This window comes from Streptomyces sp. NPDC001599, assembly GCF_042893535.1.
Taxonomy (GTDB): domain Bacteria; phylum Actinomycetota; class Actinomycetes; order Streptomycetales; family Streptomycetaceae; genus Streptomyces.
The window spans coordinates 173,656-200,225 of sequence record NZ_JBIAVA010000013.1 but is presented as its reverse complement, the minus strand read 5'-3'; the positions used below and the strand labels follow the sequence as shown (position 1 = coordinate 200,225).

Genomic DNA, 26,570 nt, shown 5'->3' with positions numbered 1-26,570 from the left:
CACCTCGTCGCATCCTCTGCACTCGGGAATCACTCATGGCACGTGCCCACCTCCCCCGTCGGTCCGCACACCTCGTTGTTCCGGCCGTCGTCCTGTTCGCGGTCACCGTCGGCGGTCTCACAGCCTGCGGCAACGACGAGGCGCCCAACCGGCCGGACCCCGCGCCCTCCTCCGCCCCGTCACGCCCGGGGGCGGACCGGACGGCCGGGCAGAAGCTTCACATGATCGACAACGCTGGTCACCGTCTCGCGTTCCATGTCACCGAGGGCCATGGTCCGACCATCGTGCTCGACTCGGGCGGCGGCGAGGACTCCTCGTACTGGAAGGACATCGTGCCCAGGCTCCACGCGGCCACCGGGGCCGAGATCATCACCTACGACCGGGCCGGTCTCGGGCAGAGCGATGCCGTCCCCGGAGCGTGGCAAGTGGAGGACGCCGTCAGCGACCTGAGGACGGGCCTTCGGAAACTCGGTGTGACCGAGAACGTGCTTCTGGTGGCCCACTCACAGGCAGGTGAGATCGCGACCTACTTCGCCAAGGAGAACCCGGGACTGGTGACCGGCGCCGTACTCGTCGACGCAAGTCTGCCCCCGTTGTACACGGACGAGGAGACGGCCCGCCTCGCCGCCGCCAACCAGCCCGCCGTCGACGCCGCCGGGAAGGATCCCACCGAGCCCCGGAACAGGCAGCTGATCTCCGTCGCGGAGAGCTACGTCCCGCTGCACAAGGCGTATCACCGGGCCACGTGGCCCGGCACCGTCCCGGCAACCGTCATCGTGTCGGAGAAGACCCCGTTCGACGGTTCGCCCGAAGACGCCGAGCGCTGGCGGGACGCCGCCGCGACCTTCGTCCGGCAGGGCCCGGACCGGACACTGGTCACCGCGAAGGGCAGCTCGCACGACATCCCCAAGGACCGGCCCGCTCTCGTACTCGAGGAAATCGAGAAGATCGCACGGGCAACGGGCTGACGAACGGCCGAGCTGACGAACGGGACCGGGGCGACGGCCCAAGTGCGTCACAGCGGTCCGATGGCGGGCTCGCGGGTTCCCCGGCCGCGTCCAGGGTCGGGTGCGTCCGCGGCCGTCGGGGCGCGATTGTCGCCGGGAGCCACCGGGCCGGCGTCGCCCTGTCGCCGGCGAACAACGGGGTGATCTGCGGTGGAGACGGGTCACTGTGCGCCGCCTGCCTGTCTATCGGTTGACGGGCAGGCAGGCCGCGCGCAGTGAGCCGACGCGGTAGCGGGACCGGCCCGGGAGTGGTCTCTCTTCGCCGGTCGGCGCTGCCCGGCGGTCAGAGCGGGCTGTCCGCTCCGGCGCGCAACCGGGCCATGTCGACCACGTGGTCCGCCGCGTCCACCACGACCGGGTCGTGCGTGGCGACCACGGTCACGCAGCTGTGGCGACTGGTCGTGGCGACGAGCAGGTCCACGAGGCCGGCCGCCCGCTCCCGGTCGACCGCGGCCGTCGGCTCGTCGACGAGCAGGACGTCCGGTTCGAGCAGCAGTGCGCGGGCGATGGCGATGCGCTGCCGTTCCCCGCCGGACATCTGGTCGGCCCGGTGCCGCAGCCGGTGCCCCAGACCGACCTCGGTCAGCAGCTCGGTGGCGCGGGCGCGTACCGCCCGCGGTGAGCGGCCGGCGACGGACGCGGCGGCCAGCAGTTGTTCGAGGGCGGTGAGGCCGCCGAGGAGATTGCCGCTCTGGAAGACGTAGCCGACCCGCTCCCGGCGCAGCCGGGCTTGTTGGGCGGGGGACAGTCCCGCGATGTCGGTGCCGTTGAGCAGCACCCGGCCCGCGTCCGGCCGCAGCAGGGCGCCCGCGACGGCCAGCAGGGTGGACTTGCCCGACCCGGAGGGGCCGACCAGCGCGGTCAGGGCGGCGGGCGCGAAGCTCACGGTCAGCTCGGTCAGAGCGGTGACGCGGGACTCGCCGCGGCCCAGTCGTACGGTGACGTCGAGAAGGTCGAGGCTCATCGGCCGGCTCCCAGCATGGTCATCGGGTCTACGGTGGTCACCTTGCGGAGCGTGACGGCGGTGCCGGCCAGGCCGACCAGGACGACCGTCGCCATGGTGGCGACGAGTGCTCCGGCGGGGAGGCTGAAGGGGACCTCGGAGCCGACCGCCAGGCCCAGCGCCGCGGCCAGCGCCGCTCCGACCGCCGCACCTGCCGTCACCACGATCGCGGCCTGCGCGAGGGTGTGACCCAGCAGCCGCGCCCGAGAGGCGCCCATCGCTCGCAGCAGCGCGAGTTCGGGGCGGCGCTGCACGGTCCACACCGCGAAGAAGGCGCCCACGACGAGCGGCGCGATGGCGTAGAGGAACGCCTGGATCGAGGTCATGGTCAGACGTTCCCCGGTGTAGCCCGGAGCAGCGGCGTAAGCGTCCTCGACGGTCACGGTCCGGGTGCTCAGGGCCCGGTCCGCCCCGGTGAGGTCCACTCCGTCTCCGGCCTTGAGAGCGACCGCGCTGTACTGGTTCGGCGGCCGCACGTCGGCGGCCCGCGTGCCGGGCGTGGCGAAGCGGATGCGCTGCCAGGTCTCGACGGGCAGATAGGCGACGGGGACGTGCCCGTACGAGGAGCGCCCGGTCGTGCCGGTCACCTCGAGTTCGATACCGAGGCGGTCCACGGTCAGGGTGTCGCCGACGCGTACGCCGTCCTTGACGAGTTGACGCGAGACGACGACGCCGAACGGTTCACCGGCGGACAGGACCGTGCCGGAGGCGGCGCCGGGGTCGAGGAAGGAGCCGGGCTCGACACCGAAGGCGGCGAAGTCCACCTCCACCTTCCGGTCCGTGGTGCCACGGGCGATGGAGACGCCCAGCGGAGTGACCTCGACGTCGCCGCGCTCGCGCCAGCCGTCCAGTTCCGCCTCGTCCACCAGGCTGCGGGCGAACTGGTCGGAGTCGGCCCCGCGGTCGAAGGCGAGGTGGGTCGCGGGGAGTCTGCGCAGCGCGGAGATGGTGTCGTCGCCGAGTCCGGTGGTGAAACCGCTGACGATTCCGACGAGTGCGGCGACGAGGACCACGACGCTACCCATCAGGAGAAAGCGGCCGCGGGCCGCCTTCAGTTCGAGCAGAGCCAAGTACACGGGAAGGCCTTCCCAGGGAGAATGTTGAGGACACTGTGTCCCCAACATAGAAGATGGCGACACGGCGTCCCCAAGTGGGGGTCGACCCGCGCCGCGTCGACCGCCTCATACACTGACGACGTGCCCAAGATCCGTGCAGCCTCCGTCGCCGACCACCGGGTCCAGCAGCGTGCCGCGCTGGTCGCCGCGGCTCGCGAGATCCTGGAGGAGGGCGACGCCTCGGCCGTCACCTTCACCGCGGTGGCCGCCCGTACCGGACTGGCCCGCAACAGCGTCTACAAGTACTTCGCCGACCGCGGACAGCTACTGGCCGAGGTCGTGCGCGAGGCCGCGCCCCGCTGGACCGCCCGGATCCGTGCCGAGATGACGGACGCCCGCACCCCGGAGGAAGCCGTGGCGGCCTACGTACGGGCGCAGCTGATCCTGGTGCGGGACGGGGAGCACCGCATCGCCCAGGCGCTGGCCGGCGACCGGGACGCGGTCGTGCTCAGAGAGGGCGCTGCACAGGCGCACGCACAGATCCTGGAACCCCTGATCGCCGCGCTGACCGACCTCGGTGACGACGCGCCGCACCGCACGGCGCGCCTGCTCCAGGGCTTCGTCAACGCGGCCACCACGGCGGTGGAGTCCGGCGACGACTTCGACGCCGTGACCCGGCACGCGGTCCGCCTGGCCACGGGAGCGGTGGCCTCGCTCTCGGGCCCGCATTGAACCGACCGCGCGCCGGTCGAGCACGGCTTCGCCCACCTCGAAAGCCGGCGGATCCGCACCGGTCCGGCCCGCACCACACGCCTCCCGCGTGCCCTGCTCGTCCTGACGAACCTCGAAGTCAACCGCTGACGGATTCACTCAGCAGACAGTCACCCACGACCGATGCGTGAGCCCCGTGAACCGGATGTACGAGCCCATTGACAGCACCCCCTTGAGCCAGCCCCGGACGGTCCCCTTCGAGCGAGGGTGCGTCAGGGCTGAATGTTCTCCAGGTCCTTGAGGAGGCTGGGGTGGGGCGGCCGCCACCCGAGGGCCTCGCGGGTGTGGGCGCTGGACGCCGGCTGGTCCATGGCGAAGATCGGGCCGATCGGGCCGAAGCTCTCCTGCGGAACCTCCTCGACCGACAGGCCCAGTCGCCGGCCGATGACCGTGGCGATGTCCCGCACGGTGTCGCCCTCGTCGGCGACGGCATGCCAGGCCGACCCGGCCGGCGCCGACTCCAGGACCAGACGGAACAGGACCGCTGCGTCAAGCGCATGCACGGCCGGCCAGCGCTGGGTGCCGTCGCCCGGGTAGCCGGCCACCCCGGTGCGGCGCGCCGCATCAGCCAACAGGCCGGCGAATCCGCCCTGCCCCTCATGGTGGGCCGTGCGCGGCATGCGGACAGCCATGCTGCGCAGACCGAGCGAGGCGAGATCCAGCAGCGCTGTGACCGAACGGCCTCGACCGCCCACCGGTCCGTCGGTCGGCAGCGGATCGGCCTCGGTGGAGGCGCGTCCCGGCACCCAGGGCGTACCGGACACCGTGACGATCGGGCGGTCGCTTCCCATGAGTTCCTGCCCCAGCGCGGTGAGAGCGGCGCTCTCCTCGGCGATGGACTGCGCGAGCCCATCCGGACTGCCGTAATCGCATCCGAACGCCAGACTGATCACGCCGTCGGACTGCGCAGCGCCGGACCGGTCCAGGAACACCCGGTCGCAGAGCTCCTGTTCACCCCGGAGTACCCGGTCGCGTACGGGTCGACCATGATCCCGCTCCATCCCGGCGACCTGATCCTCCCCGGCACCCCTGCGGAGTTCGCAGGGACTGATTGAAGCCGGAGGCGGGCCGAGCGGCGCCGGGCGGCGGTACGGCGCGCGGGATGCCCTGGGAGGGGTGACTGCTGGTGGTGCCCGTGTCAGGCCAGCATCTCCCGCAGCCAGGTCCTCTCCGCACGGCTGGTGGCACGGGCGATCGTGAGCATCCCGCGCCGGTAGAGGTCGTCGGTGTCGCCGGCCCCCAGTAGGCGGTCGCCGTCGCGGAAGAAGCTCGCCGGCTGTTCGAGGAACTCCAGTCGGCGGCGCAGTACCGCGTGCCGGGCAGCGGTGTCGGGCAGGTGGGAGAGGAAGGCCAGGACGGTGAAGTAGCGGGTGCTGTCGGTGATGTCCAGGCCGTTGGCATCCCGCAGTCGGCGCAGCAGCTCGCAGCGGCCGGTGTCGGTCAGGCTCAGGGTGTGCCGCCGCGCGGCCGAAGCGCCCGGTTCGGTCTGCCGAGCGAGCAGTCCGGCGTTGACCAGCCGGTTGATCGCCGGGTAGAGGCTTCCGTCGCTGACAGGCCGGGCATGGCCGGACAACTGGGCTATGTGGCGGCGTAGTTGATAGCCGTGCAACGGCCCCTCTGCCAGGAATCCCAGGATCGCGAGTTCGAGCATGCCGCTACTCTCGCACATCGAAACGAGGTACCTCGCATCGATGCAGGTGGCGAGAGTGACGTACCCCGAGGAATGGGTGCCGACGCGAGCGCGTGGCGCCTACGAGCGCGGCCGGGCATCGTTCGCCGTGCGTCCCTGCGGCTCCTCCCGCACGCCGACACCGAGTGGCGCCGACCAGGCCCTGCCGAGGTGTGGGCGCCGATGAGCCCTCGCCCCGACGAGGTCGTGATCCGCAAGCCCTCCTACGGCGCGTCCTACGGAGCGTTCTACGACACCCCGCTCGACACGATGCTGCGCAATCTCGGCCGTGACACGGTCGTCGTCACCGGAACGCTCACCAACTACTGCTGTGGCACAACGGCCCGGCAGGCCTACGAACGCGGCTACAAGGTCGTCTTCGGATCCGACGTCACGGCCACCGACGACGAGGCCTGCGCGAACCCGAACTCGCCGTCCTGCGCAAGGGCTTCGCCCTCGTTCTGACCGCCGACGAGATCACCGACCGACTGTCCGCGGCCACCCCGGCATCACCGGACGAGGAGCGGGGCGAGCACCGCCTGCCGCGGCACTGGAGGCCGGACTCGAGGTGCTCGACGTCCGTGAGCCGGACTCCTTCCAGGCTTCCGCACGGCGGCCGCCGTCCTGGAAGTACACCTTTTGAGTGCTTCGGCGGTGGGCACGGTGCCCGCTCCCCCGTCGGCAGCTCCTTTCAGGAAGGCGTCCCCGCCCAGGCGGTCAGCGCCTGGACCCGTTCGTCGCCGCGTGCGGCGCCGTCGGTGGTCCGGGTGGCCCAGGCAACGTGGCCGTCGGGGCGTACGAGAACCTCCCTCACGCCGTCGAGGTCCTCGTGCTGGTCGGACTTGTCGACGGCGACGGTCGTGACCCGTGGGCCCCAGCCCGCGTCGACGGACTCCCGAAGGTCCGGGTTCCCGGCCAGGGAGAGCAGAACGAAGCGGCCCCCGCGGAGCAGTTCGCAGACCCGCGTCGCCTCCGAACCCGCGGCGGTCAGGCCGACGTCGGGCATGCGCCGCCCCACCAGCGGATCGGCGTCCGTGTCCGGCGGCGGGTAGCTGGTGCCGAGCGCGGAGACGCGGTCGGCGAGCCTGCGGTTCACCTCCGCCATGCCCAGCAACTCGTCGAGGAGCGCGCGCAGGGCCGCGGCCGGGCGCCGGTACTGCGTGACCAGCGTCAGCTCCACCAGCAGGGTCTGGACCTCGGTGTTCTCGGTCACCGACCGGCCGACCGGGCGGCGCTCACCGTCGTAACCGTCCAGCAGCCCGGGCGGGGCCCAGCCGCCCACCACGGCAGCCAGCTTCCACCCGAGGTTCACGGCGTCCTGGAGCCCGGTGTTGAGACCCTGCCCCGCCGCGGGGAAGTGGATGTGGGCGGCGTCGCCCGCCAGCAGGATGTGCCCCGAGCGGTAGCTCTCCGCGAGCCGGGTGGCGTTGCCGAAGCGCGACAGCCAGACGGGCTCGGCGACGCCGCAGTCGGAGCCGGTGATCCGGGTGAGCGACGTACGGAACTCCTCCAGGCTCACCGGCTCACGGGCCGGCACCCGTATCCGCTCCGGATCCAGGTACACGAACCGGGTGACTCCTGCCTCCAGCGGCACGACGATCACGTCACGGGCCCGTGCGGCATCGAGGGCGCCGGGCCGCGGGTCGACGACCTTGAAGTCCCCGAGTACGCCGGTCAGGGTCTCGTCGGTGCCGGGGAAGCCGATCCCCGCGGCCCGCCGCACGATGCTGCGTCCGCCGTCGCAACCGACCATGTAGAGGCTGTGCGCGGTCTCGGTGCCGCCGCCGGGGGTGCGTACCTCCACCTCGACCCCGTCGCCGTCCTGGCGCACGCCGAGCACCTCGTGGCCCCGGCTGATCTCCACCCCCAGCTCGTGCGCACGCTGTTCGAGGATCGCCTCGGTGCGCGCCTGGGGCAGGAAGAGGGTGTAGCCGTGCCGGGAGTCGAGGGCGCTGAAGTCCAGTTGGGTGCGCAGGCCCGCGAAGTGCCAGCCCGGCATGGCCCGGCCGAGGGGGAGGAACCGGTCGAGCAGCCCCCGCTGGTCCATCAGCTCAACGCTGCGCGGGTGCAGGGTGAGCGCCCGCGAATCGCGCTGCGGTTCGGCGCGGCGCTCCAGGATCCGGGTCCGTACGCCCGCCAGTGCCAGCTCGCAGGCGAGCATCAGCCCGGTCGGGCCGGCGCCCACGACGATCACATCGGTGCTCATCGGAGATGACCTCCTCATTAGTGAACGGTGTTCACGTGAACGATGTTCACTATAGTGAGGTCCATGAGCCTCCCGTCAAGCCGGACCAGAGGTCGGCCCGCCCGACTCGACCGGGCCCGCACCGTCCAGACCGCCCTCGACCTGCTGAACGAGTCCGGCCTCGACGCGCTGACCATGCGCCGGCTCGCCCACGCGATGGACGTCCAGGCCGGTGCGCTGTACCGCTACTTCGCGGCCAAACAGGACCTGCTCACCGCGATGGCCGAGCACATGGTCGACGGCGTCGCCGACGCCGCCGGGCCGGCGGGGGACGGCGACTGGAGCGAGAGAACGACGCGCCTCGCCCGCGCGCTGCGCACGGCCCTGCTCGCCCATCGCGACGGCGCACGGGTCTTCGCCGGCACGCACGCGACCGGCCCGAACACCCTGGGCTTTGCCGACGGCCTCGTCGGCGTACTGCGCGAGGCGGGCTTCGGCGACGGCGATGCGGCACGGGCGCTGTACTCCGTGGCCAACTTCACCGTCGGCCACACGCTTGAGGAACAGGCCGCCCTCGCGCCGAGGGGCAGCGGGCCCCTCGACGGGGCGACCCTGCGCGAGGCGGTGGCGGCAGGGACGTATCCCCACCTCGCCGCCACCCTGCCGGTGCTCACCAGTACGGACTTCTCGGCGCACTTCGAGTTCGGACTGCGGCTGCTCCTGGACGGACTGCGCGCCGTCCGGCAGTGATCCCGGTGCCCCCGGGCACCCTGTCAGCGGGCTAAGACACAGGAGATCGGCGATCTCGTGGTTGGTGAGTCCTATGACCGCCTGCGCCAGGACCTCGCGTTCGCGGGGGGGGTGTGAGTGTGTCGATCGCCTCGGGCGCCGTCCCGGACCGGCCCGGGACGGCGAGGTAGCGGCTGATGTCCGTGTGCGTGGCAAGCGGGCACAGGATCATGTCTCCGCCCGCGACGGTGGGATGGCGCCGAAGAGTCCGACGGGGGCGATGCCCTTGCCCGAATCCGCTGACGCCGGCGCGCAGGGCCCGGGTCACGTACTCGTCGGTCGTACTGCGATGCCGGTGACGGCGAGGAAGGCGTCGATCGCCCGCTGAGTCATGGGCATGGCGAGCCTCAGGAGGCGCGGGTTTCGTCGCCGTTCATGCGCCGCCGCCTTCCGGCCGACGTCACCGCGCTGTGACCCACCCACGCGGACCGCCGGGTCACATACGTGTCCGACTCCCGGCCCAGTCGGCCGGGGCGAGCGGGACCGACAGCCGCACCATGCGGTTGTCGGTCCCGGACGATCAAGCTGGGCACCACCCCCGACGACGTAGGTCTCCAGCAGGAGTTGGCGAATAGTGAGGAACGAGGTGGTCTCCACCCGGTTCAGCGGCAGCGCGAAACCGTGGCGGCCGAATAGCTCCTCACTCTCCCGGCGCAGCGCTGTCTGCGCCCCCGGCAGCATCCACAGGTGGTCGACCAGTTCCCCCGGCTCCACCCCTTCCCGGCCGGTGAGCGGGTGCGTGCCGCCGACCACGGTGCCGCGATCGGCGTCGGCCGGCTTCACCGCGCGCCGTCCCGCCTGCGTCAGCTGGGCCAGCACCGCCCGTGCGTGCCGGGTGAACGCCTCGCCGAACACCGTCGGGGTGACGCCCCGGGGGCCGCGCTCGAACAGCGGCACGCCGAGGATGTCCTCCAGCTCGTGCGGGCTCCGGGTCGCGGCGGGCTGCGTCACATGGAGTTCGGCGGCGGCGCCGACCACGCTCCCATGGCGCGAGAGCGCGTCGATCAGGACCAGGTGCCGGAACCTGAGCCGGCCGTCGAGCAGGCGGGGAATCTCCACCCCGCGACTCTGTCCACCGCCGCCCGACGCTCCCGCCACCCGCCGCTCCCGCCGGCCGTGCGCGCACGTGCCGGGGCCGGTCCGATACGCGGCTGATACACAGCCGAGCCCTGCCGGATGCCCCAGGACGACACACACCAGGCAGAATGCGGGCAGTACGAGTCGGCGCCGCCTCCCCGGGCGGCAGGAGGAGAGGTCGGGCGCAGTGAGCGAGGAGGACGCCCCGGTGCCCGTGACGATCCTGCTGGTCGAGGACGACGAGGTCATCCGCAGGTCCGTCACGCTCGCGCTGGAACGCTACGGCTACCGGGTCGTGTCGGCCGGTGACGGTCTGACCGGACTGGAGCTGTTCCGGGAGGGCCGCCACGATCTGCTGCTCCTGGACGTGATGCTGCCCGGCCTCGACGGCATCGGGCTGTGCCGGCGGATCAGGGAGACCAGCATGGACCCGGTGCTGATGATGTCCGCGCGCGGTGACGCCCTGGACGTGGTCTCCGGTCTGGAGGCGGGCGCCGACGACTACGTCGTCAAGCCCGTCGACACCGCGGTCCTGGTGGCCCGTATCCGATCGCTGCTGCGGCGGGCGGTCTACACCCCCGCCGCCGCGTCCGCCACCGCCCCGCCCGCCGCGGACCGGGGGCGGCCGGAGCGGGCCGGTGCCGATGGGCGTGCCCTGCTGGTCTTCGGCGACCTGACCGTCGACACGGCGGGCCTCGAGGTGTCGCTGGCGGGCCGGCCCGTCGCGCTGGCCCCGACCGAACTGCGGCTGCTGTTGGAGTTCGCCGCGCACCCCGGCACCGTGCTCGACCGGCAGACCCTGCTGCGCAACGTGTGGGACTACGGCTGGGACGGTGACAGCCGCGTGGTCGACCTGTGCGTGCAGCGGCTGCGGAAGAAGATCGGGGCCGACCGGGTCGAGACCGTGCGCGGGTTCGGCTACAAGTTGCGGCGCTGACGTGCACGCCGTTCGCGACCTGCTCAACTGGCGTTCACTGCGCTGGAAGACCTGTCTGCTCGTCACGGTGTGCTGCTGTGCCGTCGCGCTGACCATCGGGACCCTGGTGCACTCCAGCACCCGGGCCCGCTCGATGAACGACGGGGCCGCCAAGGCCACCGCGACGCTTCTCAGTGACGTGGAGGCCTACGAGCGGGACGGCGTCCCGCCCCCGGGGATCCGCCTGGTGCCGGGGGAGCTTCCGGACGAGTTGCTGCGCCGGCTGGAGGACCGGCAGGAACCGGAGCCGCACCACGACACGGTCACCTGGTACGAGGATCCGGACGCCGGGGACCACCCCTCGATGTGGGCGGCGCGCATCTACCGCGGCAGGCCCGTCGCCACGGAGATCGACATGACGCCCGACCTGCTCACACGCCGTGCCCTGGACCGGCACATGTGGAAGTACTCCCTTCTCGCCCTGGCCGTCGTCGTCCCCCTGTCGGCGCTCGCCGCCGAGCTGCCGTACCGCCGGCTGCGGCGGGTGGCGCGCACCACCCGCCGGATCACGGACGGCGATCTGACCGCCAGGACCGGAGCCGGGCGCGGCAACGACGAGATCACCGCGATCTCGGCCACGGTCGACTCGATGGCCGACAGCCTGCACCAGCGGCTGCTGACCGAGCAGCGCTTCACGGCGGACGTCGCCCACGAACTGCGGACGCCGCTGATGGGCCTGGTCACCGCGAGCGAGCTGCTCCCCGAGGGGGAGGCGACCGGCCTGGTCCAGGACCGGGTGCGGGTGCTGCGGGCCCTGGTCGAGGACCTGCTGGAGATCTCCCGGCTCGACGCGGGCGCCGAGCGGGCCGAGCCGAGAAGAGTGCCGCTGGCCGAGGCGGTCGCCGAGTCCCTGGACCGCACAGGGCTGCACACACGGTTCACCGCGAGGGGCGCCCTGTCCGCGGAGACCGACCCGCGCCGGCTCGACCGGATCGTCACCAACCTTGTCGTCAACGCCCACCGGCACGGTCGCGGGCCCGTCGAGGTCACGGTCGCCGGCACCACCGTGACCGTACGGGACCACGGTCCCGGCTTTCCGGCCGCGTTGCTGACCGGGGGACCGCAGAGGTTCCGCACCGGCGCGCCGGAACGCGGCCGGGGGCACGGCCTGGGACTCACCATCGCGCTGGGCCAGGCCGAGGTCCTCGGCGCATCGCTGTCGTTCGCCAACGCGCCCGACGGCGGGGCCGTCGCCACCCTCCGGCTGCCCACCGCCGCCGGCTGACCCCGCCGGAGCGTGCGCGGTCCGGCACGTCGCGGCGTGCCGGACCGCGGTGCAGGTGCAGGTGCAGGTGCCGATACACAACGGATGACCGGCCGAGCGGCGGCAAAGGCACGGCGACGGCCGTACGGACATCCCCCTCGCCGAGAGTGACCGCGATGCGCGAACGACGCGCACCGCGTCCCTTGGAGGTTCTCCATGCGCCCATGCCCCGAACCCGGCGAGCGTGACCGTTCCCCCGCTCCGCCGTCGGCTTCCCGGCTGCCGCACAGCCCGCGGCGGCGCTCCGCGCTCCTGGGCGCCGGCGCGACCGCCCTGGTCACCCTGGTCACCCTCGGGAGCGTCCTCGTGGCCCGCGGAGCCGCCGACGACGCGCCGTCGGCCGCGGGCGTCGACGGCGGGCCCGGCGGACGGCCGGGCACCTCCCTCACCGCGTCGCTGCCCTGGCCGGACGAGGGTCAGGCGGCCGTCCTGGTCGAAGGGTTCGGACCGCGCGGTGCCAGGGGCGTCCACGGACCGCGGCGGCCGGTGCCGATCGCCAGCCTCACCAAGGTGATGACGGCGTACGTGGTCCTGCGCGACCACCCACTGCGCGGCGACGCGTCCGGCCCCCTGGTCACCGTCGACGAACAGGCCGCGAACGAGTCCTTCTCCGGCGCGGAGTCCACCGTCGAGGTGCGGCAGGGCCGGCGGCTGAGCCAACGGCGCCTGCTGGAACTGATGCTCGTGCCCTCCGGGAACAACATCGCCCGGCTGCTGGCCCGTTGGGACGCCGGGTCGCAGGAGGCGTTCGTCGCCAGGATGAACCGCGCCGCCGACGACCTCGGCATGGACCACACCACGTACACGGGTGCCAGCGGTATCGAGCCCACCACCACGAGTACGGCCGCGGACCAGTTGAAGCTGGCGCGGCAGGTCATGCGCGACGACGTCTTCCGGTCCGTCGTCTCCTTGCCGCGCACCGCGGCCGCGGTGGGTCCCGGAACGATTCCCAACAGCAACGAACTGCTGAGCACACCGGGCGTGACGGGGATCAAGACCGGTTCCAGCACCCCTGCCGGGGGCGCGCTGATGTGGGCGGTCGACGTTGCGGACCGGAGCGGCCGACGGCATCTCGCCCTCGGCGTGGTGCTGCACCAAAGCCCCGGCACCAGCCCGCAGGAAGGTCTGCGAACCGCCTTCGAATCCAGCCGCGCGCTCGTGGAGGGCGTGCGCCACCGGGTGGCCGCGACCGACCCCGCCACGACCTCCAACTCCCCGTCCCGGACCCGGTGAGACGACCTTGACCACTGTGCTCGACACCTCCTCCGCCCGGCCGGGACCCGCGGCTCCGCGACCGCCTCGCCGCCTCCCCGGCGTCCGCCGCCGCGGCCTGCTCACCGCCCTTGTCGCGCTGCTGGCCGCACTCGTGATGCTGGGACACTCCCTGGTTCCCGACGGGGCCGGGCATCTCGGCAGTCTCACCGAGACCTTCCTGCCCTGGACGGGCATCGTCGTCCCGCTGCTCCTGGTGTGCGCCGCGGTCCGCCGTTCCACGACCGCCGCGGCGGCCGTACTGCTTCCCGCCCTCGTGTGGGGCACGCTCTACGGCGGGACACTCGCCGACAAGCAGGCGAACGGCGGCGACCTGACCGTGGTGACCCACAACGTGAACGAGCACAACCCGCGCCCCGCGCACACCGCCCGTGCCCTGGCCGCCTCCGGCGCCGACGTGTTGGCCCTCGAGGAGCTGGGCGACTCCTCCGTCTACGAGAAGGCGCTGGCCGCCGACTACCCGTACCACTCGGTGCTGGGCACGGTGGGCCTGTGGAGCCGCTATCCGCTCACCGACACCCGCACCGTCGACATCGCTCCCTGGCCGCGCGCCCTGCGTGCCACGGTCCGCACGCCCGAGGGGCCGGTCGCCGTGTACGTCGCCCACCTGCTGTCGGTCCGGTTCAGCGCCACGGCGGGCTTCGGCACGGACGCCCGCGATCGCGCGGCAGGCCGTCTGGCGGCGGCCCTGCGCGCCGAACCGCTCCCCCGCACCCTGCTCGTGGGCGACCTCAACGGCACCACGGACGACGGCGCCCTGTCCGCCCTCACCTCCCCGATGCACTCGGCCCAGGAAGCGGCCGGAGCCGGATTCGGGCTGACCTGGCCGGCCGCGTTCCCGCTGGCCCGGATCGACCACATCCTCCTGCGGGGCATGGAGGCGCGATCGGCCTGGACCCTCCCGGCCACCGACAGCGACCACCTGCCGGTGGCGGCGTCCTTGCGGCTGTAGGTGCCGTCCGGAGTCGCCCTCGGCGCGGTCGGCACGTCCGCGGGTGGCCGGGGCGTACTCGTGGGCGCCGTGGGCACGGAGGGTGCCGGAGCACTGACCACCGCGGGCGTCCCGCTCCAGCCCGGCACCACCGTCACCCTCGACGCGGGCGTCTCCGCCTGCTGAACGGCGTCTCACCCGGGAGGGCGTCAGGCGTGGGCGTACGGCGCCCTGCTGCCGAAGGTCCTGCGGTACGCGGTGGGCGTGGTGTCGAGCGCGCGCCGGAAGTGCAGCCGCAGGTTGGCGGCCGAGCCGAGGCCGCAGTCGCGGGCCACCACGTCGATCGAGCGGTCGGTGGTCTCCAGCAGTTCGCGCGCCAGCCCGAGCCGTGCGCCCACCAGCCACCGCAGGGGCGTCGTGCCCGTCTCCTCGACGAACCTGCGCATGAAGGTGCGCTCCGACATGCCCGCGTGCCGGGCCAGCCGGGGCACGGTGAGCGCCTCCCCCAGGCGTTCCAGCGCCCAGGCCCGGGTGCCGGCCAGCGCGCTCTCGCCGCGGTCCGCGACGGGAGCGGGCACGAACTGGGCCTGGCCGCCCTCCCGGTGGGGAGCGGCGAGGATGCCCCTGGCGATCTGGTTGGCCACGGCGGCACCCAGGTCACGACGGACGATGTGCAGGCACAGGTCGATGCCGCAGCACATTCCGGCCGAGGTCAGGACGGAGCCCTCGTCCACGTAGAGCACGTCGCGGTCGACGTGGACGGCCGGGTGCTCCCGTTCCAGCCGGTCGGTGTACCGCCAGTGCGTGGTGGCGTGCCGCCCGTCGAGCAGGCCGGCCTGTGCCAGGACGAAGGCTCCGGTGCAGATGGACACCACACGCCGGCCCCGGGCGTGGGCCGTGACGAGCGCGTCGAGCACCTCCGGCGGGAACGGTCCCGGCGGCGGCCCCTGCTCGAATCCTCCCGGCACGATCACCGTGTCCGCCGTCTCGAGACCCTCCGGTCCGCTCGTCACGGCCATCGCGAATCCGTGGGCCGTGGGCACGGGCCCGCCCGGCCCGCACACACGGAGCTCGTACGGAGTCTCCGGACGCGGACCGAAGATCTGCAGGGGGATGGCCAGGTCGAGCGGGGCCATCCCCGCCAGCGCCAGTACGGCCACTCGGTGAACGGACATGGCAGCATCCTAGCGGGAGAGGGCACTTCTGCCACTCGTGACGGCCGGGCGGTCCGGCAACCCTTGTGCCATGAACGGATCAGCTGCTCCCACCCGTAGTACCGGCCCCGGTGGCCTGTTCCTGCTCGGCTCGATCGTCGTGTCCCTGCTGGCCGCCTCCAGCGCGCCCACGCCCCTGTACGCGACGTACGCGGACGCCTGGCACTTCTCACCGATCACCACCACCGTCGTCTTCGGCGTCTACGCGATCGCCGTACTCGTGTCCCTGCTCGTGTTCGGGCGGTTGTCCGATCACGTCGGCCGACGGCCCGTGCTGCTGACCGCGCTCGCCCTCCAGGCCGTCGCGCTGGCCGTGCTCGCCACCGCCCAGGGCGTGGACGCTCTGCTGCTCGGACGGGTGCTCCAGGGCGTCTCCACCGGGGGAGCCGTCGGCGCGCTGGGCGCGGCGATGCTGGACGTGGACCGGCACCGCGGTGCCGTCACCAACGCCGCCGCACCGGGCATCGGCACGGGCAGCGGCGCACTGCTGTCCGGGGTACTGGTGCAGTACGCGCCGGCACCCACGCACCTGGTGTACCTGCTGCTCGTCGGTGTCTTCGTCGTCCAGGGCGCGGCCGTGCTCCGGATGCCGGAAACCGTCCGCCGAACGCCGGGCGCGCGCGCCGCGCTGGTCCCCAGGATGGCCGTGCCGTCCGGACTGTGGAGCACCGTGCTGGCGGCGGCACCGATCCTCTTCGCCACCTGGGCGCTCGCCGGCTTCTACGGCTCCCTCGGTCCCGCACTCGCACGGCAGTTGTCCGGTTCCGACTCGACGGTGGTGGCCGGGCTCGGGCTCTTCCTGCTGACGGTGGCGGCCACCGTGTCGGCCGCCGTTCTGGGCCGCACCTCACCGCGCAGGGTGATGGTGCTCGGCATCGCCGTGCTCATGGCGGCGACACTCGCCGCGCTGGCCGCGGTCGGGGCGGAGTCGGCACCGGGGTTCTTCGGCAGCACGGTCGTCGCCGGCATCGGCTTCGGCGCCGGGTTCCAGGGCGGCCTGCGCACCGTCGTCTCCCGTGCGAAGCCCCGCGAGCGGGCCGGTCTGATGTCCGTCCTCTACGTCGTGAGCTATCTCGGCATGGGAGTACCCTCGGTCGTCGCCGGCGTCCTGGTCGTCCACGGCGGAGGGCTCGTCCCCACCGCCCGTCGGTACATGTGGGCGGTCCTTGCGCTCTCGGCGGCGGCCCTCATCGGCCTGCTGCTGACGAACCGGTCACCACGATCCGCCGGCACGTCGTACATGGCCGGCCCCACCGGGACGGTCCGGGCGAACGGCGACCCCGACCCCGACCGCCGCGACCCGGCCGCCCGTGTCCCCGGGGGTGCGACGCGATCGCAGCCGCCAACTCAAGAGATCTCTTGACCAGCGGTTTCTCAGCCTTCGACGTGCTTGCGAGGATCAGGTCACTTCTCGTGCGGCTGTCGGCGGGAGAGCCTGCTGGAGGGTTCTCCTCCACACCGCCCTCCCTGTCTCGTACAGATTGCCACCGGACGCCACGATTGCCGTGCGGCAGGTGCCGTGACAGGGAGGCCGGCCGCGGTCCGTGCTCGCGTGACCAGACGGCGCCGCGAGCACGGACCATGACGCTCCGTCAGGCCACGGCCGGTGCGTACCGGGGCGTGGTGTCGGGCTCGTCGGCCATCATCTCGGCCAGGTTCAGGCGGGCCCGCGCGACGCGGGAGCGGATGGTGCCGACCGGGCACCGGACCACCTTCGCGGCGTCCGCGTACGGCAGGCCGTACACCTGCGTGAGCAGGAATGCCTCACGCCGGTCCCGGGGCAGGGCTTCGACGAGGTGCATCAGGGCGACTCCGTCGTCGAAGCCCGGCAGACCGGCCGGCTGGGCACGCTCGGCCGCGTCCTCCCAGTCGGCGGTGCCGTCCGTCCTCGGCCGGCGGGCGGCTCCTCTGAGGCTGTCCGCGACCGCCCGGCGGGCGATCGACAGCAGCCACACACGGGCCGAGGAGCGGCCCTCGAACCGGTGCAGCGCGGTCAGTGCCCGCAGGAACGTGTCCTGGGCGAGGTCGTCGGCGGCCTGGGCGTCGTCGGCGAGGTACGCCACATAGCGCAGTACGTCACGTTGGAGGGCGCGCACGAAGCGGTCGACCGCTTCGGTGTCGCCGCCGGCGGCGGCGAGCGCCCATGCCGTGACCGTCTCGTCGGTCACGGCGGGCAGGGCAGGGATCATGGTCCCGTGGTCCTTCCTCGGCAAGATCCCGTACGGCGGTGCCGAGGAGGGGCTCGGGGGCCGTGGGCCCGCCGCACAGGTGGGAGACCCGGTCGCGCACGCGCGCACGGGGACCGCCGGGCGCATCGAACGCGCGGCGGTGAACCTGCTGTCAGACGACAGCGGTCTCCCGGGGAGGACCGCGGGTGGCGAAGGTGTGCACGAGCAGGAGCCGCCGCAGCCGCGGACGGGTCCGCCTGGCGGGCCGGAAGGCGGGCGGGCACGCAGGCGGCACGAGGACGACGAGCACCAGCCGCAGCGGCACGAAGGCGCGGTCGGCGCAGGCGCGTACGAGGGCGAAGGCCGCGCGTTCCCCCTGTGCCAGCCACAGTCCGCACAGGACGGCGGCCGCCAGGTGGGCGGCGAGCATGCCCCAGGACGCGGTGCCGGTCATGTGCCCCAGGTGGAGCAGGCCGGCCGGCCCCGACATGTCCGTGGCGCCCGTCGTGGCCATGGCCCCTGTGCCGTGACCGGGCCCGTGGTGCAGGTGCTCGGTCAGACCGGCACGCTGCGCGATGGCGTAGGCCCGGGCCGCCTGGGCCGGGGTCGGGTCGGCGCCGCAGAGCAGGTACCGCGCCCACTCCTGAACGCTCTGCGTGCCACCGGTCGCCGCCGTGGGCGGCCGGGCCGGGGACTGCGCGAGGGTGAAGCCGACGTGCAGGACCGCCTGCATGGCCACGGTCAGGACGGCCACCGCGGCGCCCCGCCGCTCCCGGCCGCCGAAGGACCAGCCCACCGCGCCGACCGCCGTGAGGCCGCACAGCAGCACCCACCAGGGCAGTCCGGAGCCGGACATCAACACGTGGCCGAGGGCGGCGAGCACCACGCAGACGGCCGCGAACACCGCGGCCCGCAACGCACGCAACGCCCCGTCGGCAGCCATGACAGCTCATCCTGGCACCCACGGGAAGAACCCGGACACCCGGGTGGAGTTCACCGCTGTCGTGGGTGTCGCCCGCGCGGGGCCGACAGGTCGGCGGCGAGTGGCTGGGCGGCGTAGGTGATGCGGATGACGCCGTCGTCGTGCCGGCGTGTGCCGGCCCGTACGCCGAAAACTTCCCCGAGGACCTGCGGCGTCAGCACCTCAAGGACTGCGCCCGCGGTCACCACCGCCCCCTCGTGCAGGACGACGAGGTGGTCGCAGAGCCGGGCGGCGAGGTCGAGGTCGTGCAGGACGGCCAGTGTGGTGATCCCGGTGGCGCGGACCAGTTCCAGCAGCTCGAAGCGGGCCCGGATGTCGAGGTGGTTGGTGAGTTCGTCCAGTACCAGCAGGTGCGGGTGCTGGGCCAGTGCCCGCGCCAGCAGGACGCGTTGGCGTTCCCCGCCGGACAGGGAGGCGTAGTCGCGTTCGGCGTAGGGCCGTACGCCGCAGTGGTCGATGGCGTCCTCGACGGCCCGGTGGTCCTCGGCTCCGTCGCGTCCGAGCAGGCCGTGGTGCGGAGCGCGGCCCAGGGCGACGATCTCGGTGACGGTCAGGCCGGTGGTGTTGCCGCCGGAGTCCTGGAGCACCGCCGCGGTACGGCGGGCGGCGGCGCGCGCGGAGAGCGTCCACACGTCGTCGTCCCCGACCCGCACGACGCCGTCCGCCGGGCGCAGCGAGCGGTAGACGGTGCGCAGCAGGGTCGACTTGCCGCTGCCGTTGGGACCGACGAGTCCCACGATGTCGCCCGTGCGTGCCTTCAGGTTCACGTCGCGCAGGATCGGGTTGCCGTCAAGGGCGATGTGGAGCCGTTCGACAGTGAGGTGCATGCGTCAGTCCATGGCCTTGTTGCGGCGCAGCAGCCAGAGGAAGAAGGGCGCGCCGAGGAGTGCGGTGAGGATGCCGAGGGGCAGCTCGTTGGGGCGGTCGAGGGTGCGGGAGAGCAGATCGACGAGGACCAGGTAGACCGCGCCGAGCAGGGCGGTCAGGGGCAGCAGGCGGCGGTGGTCGGCACCGGTGCTCAGCCGGACCAGGTGCGGGATCATCAGGCCGACGAAGCCGATGCCGCCGGCGACGGCGATGACCGTGCCGGTCAGCAGGGCGCTGAGCACCAGCAGCACGAGGCGGAGCCGGTGGACGTCGACGCCGAGCGCGGTGGCGGACTCGTCGCCGGCCAGCAGGACGTTGAGCCGACGGCCGAAGAGGGTCAGCAGGACGGTCGTGGCGATCACCACGACGGCGACCGTGGGGAGCTGGTCCCACTGGGCTCCCGCGACGCTGCCCAGCGTCCAGAACAGCACCGTGCGCAGTTCGTTCGGGGAGGCGTGGAGCTGTACGAAACTCGTCGCCGACAGGAAGACGTAACCGACGGCCACCCCGGCCAGCACGAGCCGGGTCGGGGCCATGCGTCCGCGTCGTTGTCCCAGGGCGAAGACCAGGGCTCCCGCTACCATCGCCCCCAGGAAGGCCGCTGTCGAGACGCCGAGGCCGGCGGCCGCCACCGAGCCGCCCAGGGTGATGGCCAGGACGGCGCCGAGGGTGGCGCCGTAGGAGAAGCCCAGCACGGTGGGGTCGGCCAGGGGGTTGGAGACGGCGCTCTGCAGTACGGCACCGGACACGGCCAGGCCCGCGCCGGCCAGCGCCGCCAGAACCACGCGGGGGGCGCGGAAGTTCCACACGATCTGGTCGAGGGCGGGATCCGAGGACGCCGTACCCGATCCGGTGACGTGGTGGACGACGATGTGCCACACGTCGCCGACAGGGACGTTGACCGCTCCGACACCGATCGCCACGATCATGGTGGCGACCAGGGCGACGGGCAGGAGGACGAACGCGAGTGGCAGTGTGAGCCGGCTCAGCCGGCGCCCGGGTGCAGCACGTCGGCGATCTTCTGCACGGCCAGGTCGTTGCTGGGGCCGAGGTACATCGAGTCGGACAGTGTCACGTACGTGTTGGTCTCGGCGGCCGGCCACTGGGGGAACTCCTTGAGCAGTTTCTTGGCGTATGCCGCCGCGTCGGCGCCGCCGGCGTCGATCACGACGAGGGCGTCGACATCGGTGGTGGCCGCCTTCTCCTTGCTCACGTTGGCGAAGAGCGTCTCGGCGGAGTCCTGGAAGGCGTTGGCGCCGCCGGCCCGGGCGAGGATGTCGTTGACGATGCCCTTGGCGAAGACCAGGCTGAAGTCGGTTCTACCCGTCGGGCTGGCGAAGAGCACCATGACTTTCGGGGGCTTGTCCGTCCTGACCTTCCCGGTGACGGCCGCGATCTTCTTCTCGGACTCGGCGATCAGTTTCTCGGCCCGGTCGCCGACGTGGAAGATCTTCCCCATGTCGCGCAGCAGTTGGTAGCTGTCGGCGACGGTCATCCTGGAGGGGTCGTCGTCGCAGCCCTGCGGGGAGATGTAGCTGTTGGCGCCCACCTGCTGGAGCTGCTCGCGGGTGGCGAACCCGTTCTTCTGCTCGTAGCCGTACGAGGTGACGGACAGGGCGAGGTCGGGACGGAGCCCGAGCATGGCCTCACGGGGGATGTCACCGGCTTCGTTGAGTGTGACGCCGCCGGTGGGCAGCTGCTCGACCGCATCGGCCCGGCCGGGCACCTCGGACCTGCCGTAGCCCTGCTGGTTGGCGACGATCCGGTCCTCGAGGCCGAGGGCGAGCAGCGTGGAGACCTCGGCGACGGACGCGCCGTTCATCACGACGACCCGTTCGGGGGCCTTCTCGAACGTCAGCTTCCGGCCGCAGTTCTCGAGCGTGACCGGGTAGCCGGATGTCTGTCCGGCGGCCTCGCCGTTGGTGTCGTTCGCCGCGTCGTAGGAGGAGCCGCACGCCGCCGTGAGCAGACAGAGGGCCGCGGCCAGGGCGGCGGCGGCCGGCCGTTTCATCGACATGGAACTCCTAGTGGTGCGCACCGTATTCGCTCACGGGCCGAGCGGTTCGGACTGAGTGCTTCGGACCGAGTGGTTTCGGTGCAGTAGTCGCCGCGGGACCGCCGTGGGTTCCCGGGACTGGCCATCTCGTCGGTGTCGTACTCGTCACCGGGCCGCGGCCACTCCGGCGGCCCGGAAACGCGTTAGCTTGTTCGCCCGCCCCGCACCCTTCCCAGAGAGGCCGACCCGTCATGCCCGACACCGTTCCGTACCGAGTCACCGTGCTGCTGTTCGAGGGCGTGGAGGAGCTGGACGCCTTCGGGCCGTGGGAGACCCTCCGCTTCTGGCAGGAGCTGACCGACCGCGACGTGGTCGTCCGCACCGCGAGCCTCGACGGCGGGCCCGTGCGGTGCAGCCTGGGACTGGCCGTCACCCCCGACGGTGCCGTCGACGACGGTCCGAGGCCGGACCTCCTCATCCATCCCGGCGGTTCCGGGATCGACCGCCTCCGAAACGACGAGACCCATCTGGCACGGATGCGGTCCTTCGCGGGCTCGGGCACCCTTCTGGCGTCCGTCTGCAACGGTGCCCTGGTCCTCGCGGCGGCCGGACTCCTCGCCGGGCTGCCCGCCACCAGCCACTGGAGCGTGCTGGACGACCTCGCCACGTTCCCCGACGTCGAGGTGCGCACCAAGCAGCGGTGGGTCGACGCGGGGCACATCGTGACCAGCGCGGGCATCTCGGCCGGCATCGACATGGCACTGCACCTCGTCGACCGCGTCGAGGGGACCGCCAAGGCCCGGGAGGTGGCGCACGTACTGGAATACGCGTGGGCCGATGACGCCGGCGCTTCGCTGTAGGCCGGCTCAGCACCGGCAGCGGGGGCCGGTCCGGCGGCCGGGTCAGCGGGTGCAGAGCGCGGTGTCGAGGGCGGCCTCGATGTGCTCGGCGGCGGGGAGGGTGGTGGGCAGCGCGGTGACGGCGACGGTGGCCGCCCGGCCGTCCTCGGTCACGGCGTTGCGGGTGGTGTAGCCGGGGGCGTTGCCGCCGTGGGTCCAGGCGTACCCGCCGCAGCTGAGCTTGAAGGTGGCCAGGCCGAGGCCGTAGTGGCCGTCACCGACGGTGTCGAGGTCGGGCGCTTCGACGGTGGTCTTCATCTCCTTGAGCTGTTCCGGTCCGAGGAGCTTGCCGTCGAGGAGCGCGGTGAGGAACCGGTTCAGGTCGCTGGGGGTGCCGATGAGCCCTCCCGCGGCCCAGCCGGCGGAGGGGTCCTGCTCGGTGACGTCGGTGTAGGGGGTGTTCGGCGCGGTGGCGAAGTACCCGTGGGGATGCCGGCCCTTGATGGTCTGGTCGCCGACGCCGGGCCAGTAGGTGTGGCGCAGGCCCAGCGGCTCGATGACGCGGTTGGTGATCTCCTCACCGATGGGCCTGCCGGTGACCTTCTGCACGAGGAGGCCGGCCAGGACGTAGTTGGTGTTGCTGTAGCTCCATCCGGTGCCGGGGGCGAACAGCGCCTTCTTGCCGAGACCGATCTCGACGAGCTCGCGGGGCTCGAAGTAGCGGTGCTGCTGCTTGGTCAGGTAGTCCTGCACCACCTCCTCGTCGTAGTCGGCCAGTCCGCTGGTGTGCTGGAGCAGCTGCCGCACGGTGATTTCGTGGCCGTCGATGCCGTCGCCGCGCACCAGACCCGGCAGGTACGTCTCGATCGGGACGTCGAGGTCGATCCTGCCCTCGCCGACCAGTTGCAGGACCACGGTCGCGGTGAACATCTTGGTGTTGCTGGCGATACGCACCTGGCCGTCGGTGGGCACCTTGGACCTGGTCTTGAGGTTGCCCACTCCCGCCGTGTAGTTGCGGGCGCGGCCGCCCGGGTCGCTGAGGGAGGCGAGCGCGCCGGGGAAGCCGTCCTCCTTCACCAGTGACGCGAGGCTCTGGCGGACGGCGGCGTCGGTCCGGCTCTTGAACGCGTCCTGGCTGTGCGCGGCCGGGGTGGCGGTCGTGTGGCTCGTCAGGGCGTCGGCCACGGGCACGGACAGGGCGAGGGCAGCGGCGACCCCGCTCAGGGCGGTCAGGGTGCGGCGGCGGCTGGGCTTGGACATGGAGTTCTCCTTGCGGAACACGGAACGCGGAAGCGGGAGGGCGGGGCGGGCGGGATCGGGGTCAGGGCGTGCACAGAGCGGTGTCGAGGGCCTTGTTGACGGCTTCCGCGCCCTCCAGGGTGGAAGGCAGCGCCGTCACGGCGACGGTGGCCGCCCGGCCCTGGTCCGTGACGCCGTTGCGGTTCTCGTAGCCGTCGAAGTCACCGCCGTGGCCCCAGGCGACGCCGCCGCAGCTCAGCGGAATCTCGACGATGCCGAGGCCGTAGCGCCAGCCGTCGTGCAGGCCCTTGGTCTCGACCGTGGTCCGCATCTCCTTGAGCTGGGCGGGCTGGAGGAGCCTGCCGTCCATCAGCGCGGTGAGGAAGCGGTTGACGTCGCTGGGGCGGGCGACGAGCTGCCCGGCCGCGCCGCCCCAGGAGGGGTCTGCCTCGGTGGCGTCCATGAGCGGACCGCCGGGCTCGTCGAACGCGTAGCCGTGCGGGTGCCGTTCGCGGATGGTCTGCTCGCCTTCGCGGGGCCAGTAGGTGTGGCGCAGGTGGAGCGGCTCGATGATCCGGTCGGTGATCTCCTCGCCGACGGGGCGGCCGGTGACCTTCTGCACGATCAGACCCGCGAGGGTGTAGTTGGTGTTGCTGTACTCCCAGCCGTTGCCCGGGGCGAAGGACGCCCTCTCCTTGAAGGCGATGTCGAGCAGGTCGTAGTCGTCGACGAAGGTGTGCCGCCATTCGGAGAACCGCGGCATGGTCTCCGTGTAGTTGGGCAGTCCGCTGGTGTGCTGGAGCAGCTGCCGCACGGTGATGTTCCGGCCGTCGATACCGTCGCCGCGCACCAGACCGGGGAGATAGGTCTCCACCGTGGTGTCCAGACCGATCTTGCCCTCGCCCACCAGCTGGAGGACCGCGGTCGCCGTGTACAGCTTGGTGGTGCTCGCGATCCGGACCTGTCCGTCCACCGGAACGTGAGACCGCTTCTTCTCCCGGTCGCCCACCCCGGCGGAGTAGTTGCGGGTGTGCCCCTTCTCGTCGCGCACCGAGGCGAGCGCGGCGGGGAAGCCGTTGTCGCGCGTCAGGCCGTCCAGGCTCCGCTGGACCTTCGCGTTCGGTCTGGCGGCGGGCTGGCCGGCACTGGCCGAGGGCAGCCACACCGCCACGGCACCGCCCAGGACCGCGAGGGCGGAGACCGCGATGGCCGAACGCCGGCGCAGGCGGGACTTCGGGACACGATGCTGAGACACGGGGGACACTCCCTGCTGGACGCTCCTGCTGACACGGATCAGCCTGCTCCGGAGCCCGCCGCATCTCGATCCCGTGGACTGCCGAGCCTTGGTAGCGCAGGCGCTACCGTGCCGGGTGGGGTTTCCCTCCTTCAACACGACGTGACACAGCGGCGTATCCCCTCATGACAACGGTTGCAAAGCCGACTGAGCACGCGAACCGGTTCCTCGAGGAAGGGCGGTGTTGAGGGATTCGCGGGACTTTCCCGGGCGGGCATCGGGCGTCGGGCGCCGGACCGTCGTGGGCCGATTCCGGCGAGTTGCAGCGAAACCGTCTTCCAGCTTGTTGTTCAGTAGCCCGTCCGACCAGTCACGCGGATGGCAGAAAATGTCGGGATCTCCCCGGTTCGCCACCTCTGGTGGGCTCGGCCGGCCGTCACGCCCGCCCCGGTCCTTCAACACCGTGCGGCGGATGTGCGTATACCAGGCATGAGCGACTCTCCTTCCAAGCTGCCGTCCCCACCCCCGGGCCCCGAGGCCGACCACGGTGGCGCCCCGGTGGGCCGGCGCGTCCTGCTGGGCATGCTCGGGCTGGGCGCCCTCGGCGTCGCGGCCGGGGGTCCGATCCAGGACGTGGTCGCCAAGGGCATCGACACCGTCGCGCAGAAGGATCCAACGGGCCTGTCGGACCTGTTGCCGGGCAACCGTTTCCGGTACTACACGGTCACTTCCGACACCCCCGAGATGGACGAGACGACCTACCGTCTCCAGATCGGCGGCATGGTGGACAAGGAGACGACCTTCCGGCTGTCCGACCTGGCCGCGCTGCCCCAGACCCGGCTGGTGCGGGACGTGCAGTGCGTGACCGGCTGGCGGGTGCCGAAGACGCCGTTCGCCGGTGTGCGCCTGTCCACCCTCCTGGACGCCGTGGGTGTGTCGCCCAGGGCGAAGGCCATCCGGTTCAGCTGCTTCGACGGCGCCTACACCGAGAGCCTCACCCTCGAACAGGCCCGGCATCCCGAGGTGCTGGTGGCCACCAGCATGGAGGACAAACCGGTCACCCACGCCCACGGCGGCCCGGTCCGGCTCTACGTGGCCCCGATGTACTTCTACAAGTCCGCGAAGTGGCTGTCCGGCATCAACGTCACCGACAAGGTGATCCCCGGCTACTGGGAACGCCGCGGCTACGACGTGGACGCATGGGTGGGACGCTCGAACGGACGTGACGATGCCCCGACGGTCTGACTCCGCCGACGGTTCGCCCCTGTCGCGAACCGGCCGGCTGCCGCGCTTCACCGCCTCGGCACGCTGGGCCCATCACGCCACCGCACTCCTGGCGGGGGTGTGCGTCTTCACCGCCGCGTGCCTGTACATCTCGCCCCTCTCCCAGCTCGTCGGCCGCCGGCCGCTGGTGACCCTGGTGCACGAGTGGTCCGGAATCGCGCTCCCCGTTCCGGTGCTGGTGGGCATGGCGTCCCGGGCCCTGCGCTCGGACCTGCGGCGGCTCGGCCGTTTCGCGCCCCACGACCGCCGCTGGCTGCGGGCGGCGGTCCGCCGCACCGGAACCTCGGACATCCCCTCCGGCAAGTTCAACGCCGGCCAGAAGCTCTACGCCTCCTGGACGGCGGGCGCGGGCCTGGTCATGGTGGGGACGGGGCTGCTGCTCTGGTTCCCCGAACTGACCTCCCTGTCCATCCGCATGGGCGCGACGTTCGTGCACGACTGGCTCGCCCTGACGATCGCGGTGGTGCTGGCCGGTCACATCTGGAAGGCGGCCGGCGACCCCGGCGCCCGGGAGGGCATGTGGCGGGGGACGGTGTCGCGGACCTGGGCCAACCGGGAACACCGGTTGTGGCGGCAGGAGATGGACCGCCACACCGATGGGGATCCGCTGACGGACACGCCCGTGGATCCGCGCACGGAAGCAGGCAGGAAACCCCGAGACGGGGCCGGCACACCACCCTCGTGACCTCGGCCCGGAGCCGCGTCTGCGATCTCCGTCCACCGGTCCCCGGCGGCCTCGCCGGGCAAC

General features: G+C 72.3%; 27 protein-coding genes and 1 pseudogene. 14 read left to right on the top strand and 14 right to left on the bottom strand.

Going from position 1 to position 26,570, the window contains the following annotated elements; translation table 11 throughout:
* The first annotated feature begins 221 nt into the window (after positions 1-221).
* Positions 222-968, top strand: coding sequence for an alpha/beta fold hydrolase (locus ACFYZ3_RS29230; RefSeq protein WP_388523725.1), 747 nt, complete (start codon positions 222-224; stop codon positions 966-968).
* 322 nt (positions 969-1,290) lie between these two features.
* Here ACFYZ3_RS29230 and ACFYZ3_RS29225 read toward each other — a convergent pair whose 3' ends face one another.
* Together ACFYZ3_RS29225 and ACFYZ3_RS29220 are read right to left on the bottom strand one after the other, a co-directional pair.
* Entirely contained in the window at positions 1,291-1,971 is a 681-nt protein-coding gene (locus ACFYZ3_RS29225; protein ID WP_388523722.1) for an ABC transporter ATP-binding protein, read from the bottom strand.
* On the bottom strand, positions 1,968-3,086 hold the full coding sequence (locus tag ACFYZ3_RS29220) for an ABC transporter permease (protein WP_388523719.1): 1,119 nt from the start codon (positions 3,084-3,086) through the stop codon (positions 1,968-1,970). Before ACFYZ3_RS29220 ends, ACFYZ3_RS29225 begins: the two co-directional genes overlap by 4 nt.
* 120 nt (positions 3,087-3,206) lie before the next feature.
* Between ACFYZ3_RS29220 and ACFYZ3_RS29215 the strand changes: the two genes are divergently transcribed.
* The gene (locus ACFYZ3_RS29215; RefSeq protein WP_388523716.1) at positions 3,207-3,797 is read left to right on the top strand and encodes a TetR family transcriptional regulator; all 591 of its coding nucleotides are present in this window, start codon (positions 3,207-3,209) and stop codon (positions 3,795-3,797) included.
* A gap of 251 nt (positions 3,798-4,048) precedes the next feature.
* Here ACFYZ3_RS29215 and ACFYZ3_RS29210 read toward each other — a convergent pair whose 3' ends face one another.
* Positions 4,049-4,837, bottom strand: coding sequence for a 3-beta hydroxysteroid dehydrogenase (locus ACFYZ3_RS29210; RefSeq protein WP_388523713.1), 789 nt, complete (start codon positions 4,835-4,837; stop codon positions 4,049-4,051).
* Between ACFYZ3_RS29210 and ACFYZ3_RS29205 the strand changes: the two are divergent.
* Positions 4,808-4,891, top strand: a pseudogene (locus ACFYZ3_RS29205) (hypothetical protein); the annotation flags it as partial. The gene ACFYZ3_RS29210 and the pseudogene ACFYZ3_RS29205 overlap by 30 nt on opposite strands.
* Positions 4,892-4,974: 83 nt before the next feature.
* Here the strand turns inward: ACFYZ3_RS29205 and ACFYZ3_RS29200 are convergent.
* The gene (locus ACFYZ3_RS29200; RefSeq protein ID WP_388523710.1) at positions 4,975-5,487 is read right to left on the bottom strand and encodes a PadR family transcriptional regulator; all 513 of its coding nucleotides are present in this window, start codon (positions 5,485-5,487) and stop codon (positions 4,975-4,977) included.
* Positions 5,488-5,688: 201 nt separating this feature from the next.
* On the opposite strand from ACFYZ3_RS29200, the gene ACFYZ3_RS29195 reads away from it, so the two are divergent.
* Positions 5,689-5,970, top strand: coding sequence for an isochorismatase family cysteine hydrolase (locus tag ACFYZ3_RS29195; RefSeq protein WP_388523707.1), 282 nt, complete (start codon positions 5,689-5,691; stop codon positions 5,968-5,970).
* 226 nt (positions 5,971-6,196) lie between these two features.
* Here ACFYZ3_RS29195 and ACFYZ3_RS29190 read toward each other — a convergent pair whose 3' ends face one another.
* Positions 6,197-7,711, bottom strand: a complete 1,515-nt coding sequence (locus tag ACFYZ3_RS29190) for a monooxygenase (protein ID WP_388523704.1) — start codon at positions 7,709-7,711, stop codon at positions 6,197-6,199.
* Positions 7,712-7,774: 63 nt separating this feature from the next.
* Between ACFYZ3_RS29190 and ACFYZ3_RS29185 the strand changes: the two genes are divergently transcribed.
* Complete coding sequence (locus ACFYZ3_RS29185) at positions 7,775-8,440, top strand: TetR/AcrR family transcriptional regulator (RefSeq protein WP_388523701.1); 666 nt, start codon at positions 7,775-7,777, stop codon at positions 8,438-8,440.
* 303 nt (positions 8,441-8,743) lie between these two features.
* Here the strand turns inward: ACFYZ3_RS29185 and ACFYZ3_RS29180 are convergent, their stop codons facing one another.
* Positions 8,744-9,538 (bottom strand): LysR family transcriptional regulator, encoded by a 795-nt coding sequence (locus ACFYZ3_RS29180; protein ID WP_388523698.1) that lies wholly within the window; start codon positions 9,536-9,538, stop codon positions 8,744-8,746.
* A gap of 205 nt (positions 9,539-9,743) precedes the next feature.
* Here ACFYZ3_RS29180 and cseB point away from each other — a divergent pair, with 205 nt between their 5' ends.
* The 5 genes from cseB to ACFYZ3_RS29155 all read left to right on the top strand — a co-directional run bounded on the left by cseB (position 9,744) and on the right by ACFYZ3_RS29155 (position 14,185).
* Complete coding sequence (gene cseB, locus ACFYZ3_RS29175; RefSeq protein ID WP_388523695.1) at positions 9,744-10,493, top strand: two-component system response regulator CseB; 750 nt, start codon at positions 9,744-9,746, stop codon at positions 10,491-10,493.
* Between the two features lies 1 nt (position 10,494).
* Complete coding sequence (locus ACFYZ3_RS29170) at positions 10,495-11,757, top strand: sensor histidine kinase (protein ID WP_388523692.1); 1,263 nt, start codon at positions 10,495-10,497, stop codon at positions 11,755-11,757.
* 195 nt (positions 11,758-11,952) lie between these two features.
* Complete coding sequence (locus ACFYZ3_RS29165) at positions 11,953-13,029, top strand: D-alanyl-D-alanine carboxypeptidase family protein (protein WP_388523689.1); 1,077 nt, start codon at positions 11,953-11,955, stop codon at positions 13,027-13,029.
* Between the two features lie 16 nt (positions 13,030-13,045).
* Positions 13,046-14,020, top strand: a complete 975-nt coding sequence (locus ACFYZ3_RS29160; protein ID WP_388523762.1) for an endonuclease/exonuclease/phosphatase family protein — start codon at positions 13,046-13,048, stop codon at positions 14,018-14,020.
* Positions 14,021-14,185 carry a hypothetical protein gene (locus tag ACFYZ3_RS29155; protein ID WP_388523686.1) on the top strand — a complete coding sequence of 55 codons (165 nt, stop codon included), beginning with the start codon at positions 14,021-14,023 and terminating at the stop codon, positions 14,183-14,185.
* A 23-nt stretch (positions 14,186-14,208) separates the two neighbouring features.
* Here the strand turns inward: ACFYZ3_RS29155 and ACFYZ3_RS29150 are convergent, their stop codons facing one another.
* On the bottom strand, positions 14,209-15,174 hold the full coding sequence (locus ACFYZ3_RS29150; protein ID WP_388523683.1) for a GlxA family transcriptional regulator: 966 nt from the start codon (positions 15,172-15,174) through the stop codon (positions 14,209-14,211).
* 70 nt (positions 15,175-15,244) lie between these two features.
* Here ACFYZ3_RS29150 and ACFYZ3_RS29145 point away from each other — a divergent pair, with 70 nt between their 5' ends.
* Positions 15,245-16,576: an MFS transporter gene (locus ACFYZ3_RS29145; protein ID WP_388523680.1), complete on the top strand. Its 1,332-nt coding sequence runs from the start codon at positions 15,245-15,247 to the stop codon at positions 16,574-16,576.
* Positions 16,577-16,805: 229 nt separating this feature from the next.
* On the opposite strand, the gene ACFYZ3_RS29140 is transcribed toward ACFYZ3_RS29145, so the two are convergent.
* The 5 genes from ACFYZ3_RS29140 to ACFYZ3_RS29120 all read right to left on the bottom strand — a co-directional run bounded on the left by ACFYZ3_RS29140 (position 16,806) and on the right by ACFYZ3_RS29120 (position 21,247).
* Positions 16,806-17,402: a sigma-70 family RNA polymerase sigma factor gene (locus ACFYZ3_RS29140; RefSeq protein ID WP_388523677.1), complete on the bottom strand. Its 597-nt coding sequence runs from the start codon at positions 17,400-17,402 to the stop codon at positions 16,806-16,808.
* A gap of 151 nt (positions 17,403-17,553) precedes the next feature.
* A complete protein-coding gene (locus ACFYZ3_RS29135; RefSeq protein ID WP_388523674.1) occupies positions 17,554-18,324 on the bottom strand; it encodes a hypothetical protein in 771 nt (256 codons plus the stop codon).
* A gap of 50 nt (positions 18,325-18,374) precedes the next feature.
* Positions 18,375-19,190, bottom strand: a complete 816-nt coding sequence (locus tag ACFYZ3_RS29130) for an ABC transporter ATP-binding protein (RefSeq protein WP_388523671.1) — start codon at positions 19,188-19,190, stop codon at positions 18,375-18,377.
* A 3-nt stretch (positions 19,191-19,193) separates the two neighbouring features.
* Positions 19,194-20,159 (bottom strand): FecCD family ABC transporter permease, encoded by a 966-nt coding sequence (locus ACFYZ3_RS29125; RefSeq protein WP_388523668.1) that lies wholly within the window; start codon positions 20,157-20,159, stop codon positions 19,194-19,196.
* A gap of 56 nt (positions 20,160-20,215) precedes the next feature.
* Positions 20,216-21,247 (bottom strand): ABC transporter substrate-binding protein, encoded by a 1,032-nt coding sequence (locus ACFYZ3_RS29120; protein ID WP_388523665.1) that lies wholly within the window; start codon positions 21,245-21,247, stop codon positions 20,216-20,218.
* A gap of 230 nt (positions 21,248-21,477) precedes the next feature.
* Between ACFYZ3_RS29120 and ACFYZ3_RS29115 the strand changes: the two genes are divergently transcribed.
* On the top strand, positions 21,478-22,086 hold the full coding sequence (locus ACFYZ3_RS29115; protein ID WP_388523662.1) for a DJ-1/PfpI family protein: 609 nt from the start codon (positions 21,478-21,480) through the stop codon (positions 22,084-22,086).
* A 42-nt stretch (positions 22,087-22,128) separates the two neighbouring features.
* On the opposite strand, the gene ACFYZ3_RS29110 is transcribed toward ACFYZ3_RS29115, so the two are convergent.
* Together ACFYZ3_RS29110 and ACFYZ3_RS29105 are read right to left on the bottom strand one after the other, a co-directional pair.
* Positions 22,129-23,325, bottom strand: coding sequence for a serine hydrolase domain-containing protein (locus ACFYZ3_RS29110; protein ID WP_388523659.1), 1,197 nt, complete (start codon positions 23,323-23,325; stop codon positions 22,129-22,131).
* Between the two features lie 61 nt (positions 23,326-23,386).
* Positions 23,387-24,559 carry a serine hydrolase domain-containing protein gene (locus tag ACFYZ3_RS29105; RefSeq protein ID WP_388523656.1) on the bottom strand — a complete coding sequence of 391 codons (1,173 nt, stop codon included), beginning with the start codon at positions 24,557-24,559 and terminating at the stop codon, positions 23,387-23,389.
* A 468-nt stretch (positions 24,560-25,027) separates the two neighbouring features.
* On the opposite strand from ACFYZ3_RS29105, the gene ACFYZ3_RS29100 reads away from it, so the two are divergent.
* Positions 25,028-25,783, top strand: a complete 756-nt coding sequence (locus ACFYZ3_RS29100) for a molybdopterin-dependent oxidoreductase (RefSeq protein WP_388523653.1) — start codon at positions 25,028-25,030, stop codon at positions 25,781-25,783.
* A complete protein-coding gene (locus ACFYZ3_RS29095) occupies positions 25,767-26,507 on the top strand; it encodes a cytochrome b/b6 domain-containing protein (RefSeq protein ID WP_388523650.1) in 741 nt (246 codons plus the stop codon). The genes ACFYZ3_RS29100 and ACFYZ3_RS29095 overlap by 17 nt, the downstream gene beginning before the upstream one ends.
* Positions 26,508-26,570: the final 63 nt, after the last annotated feature.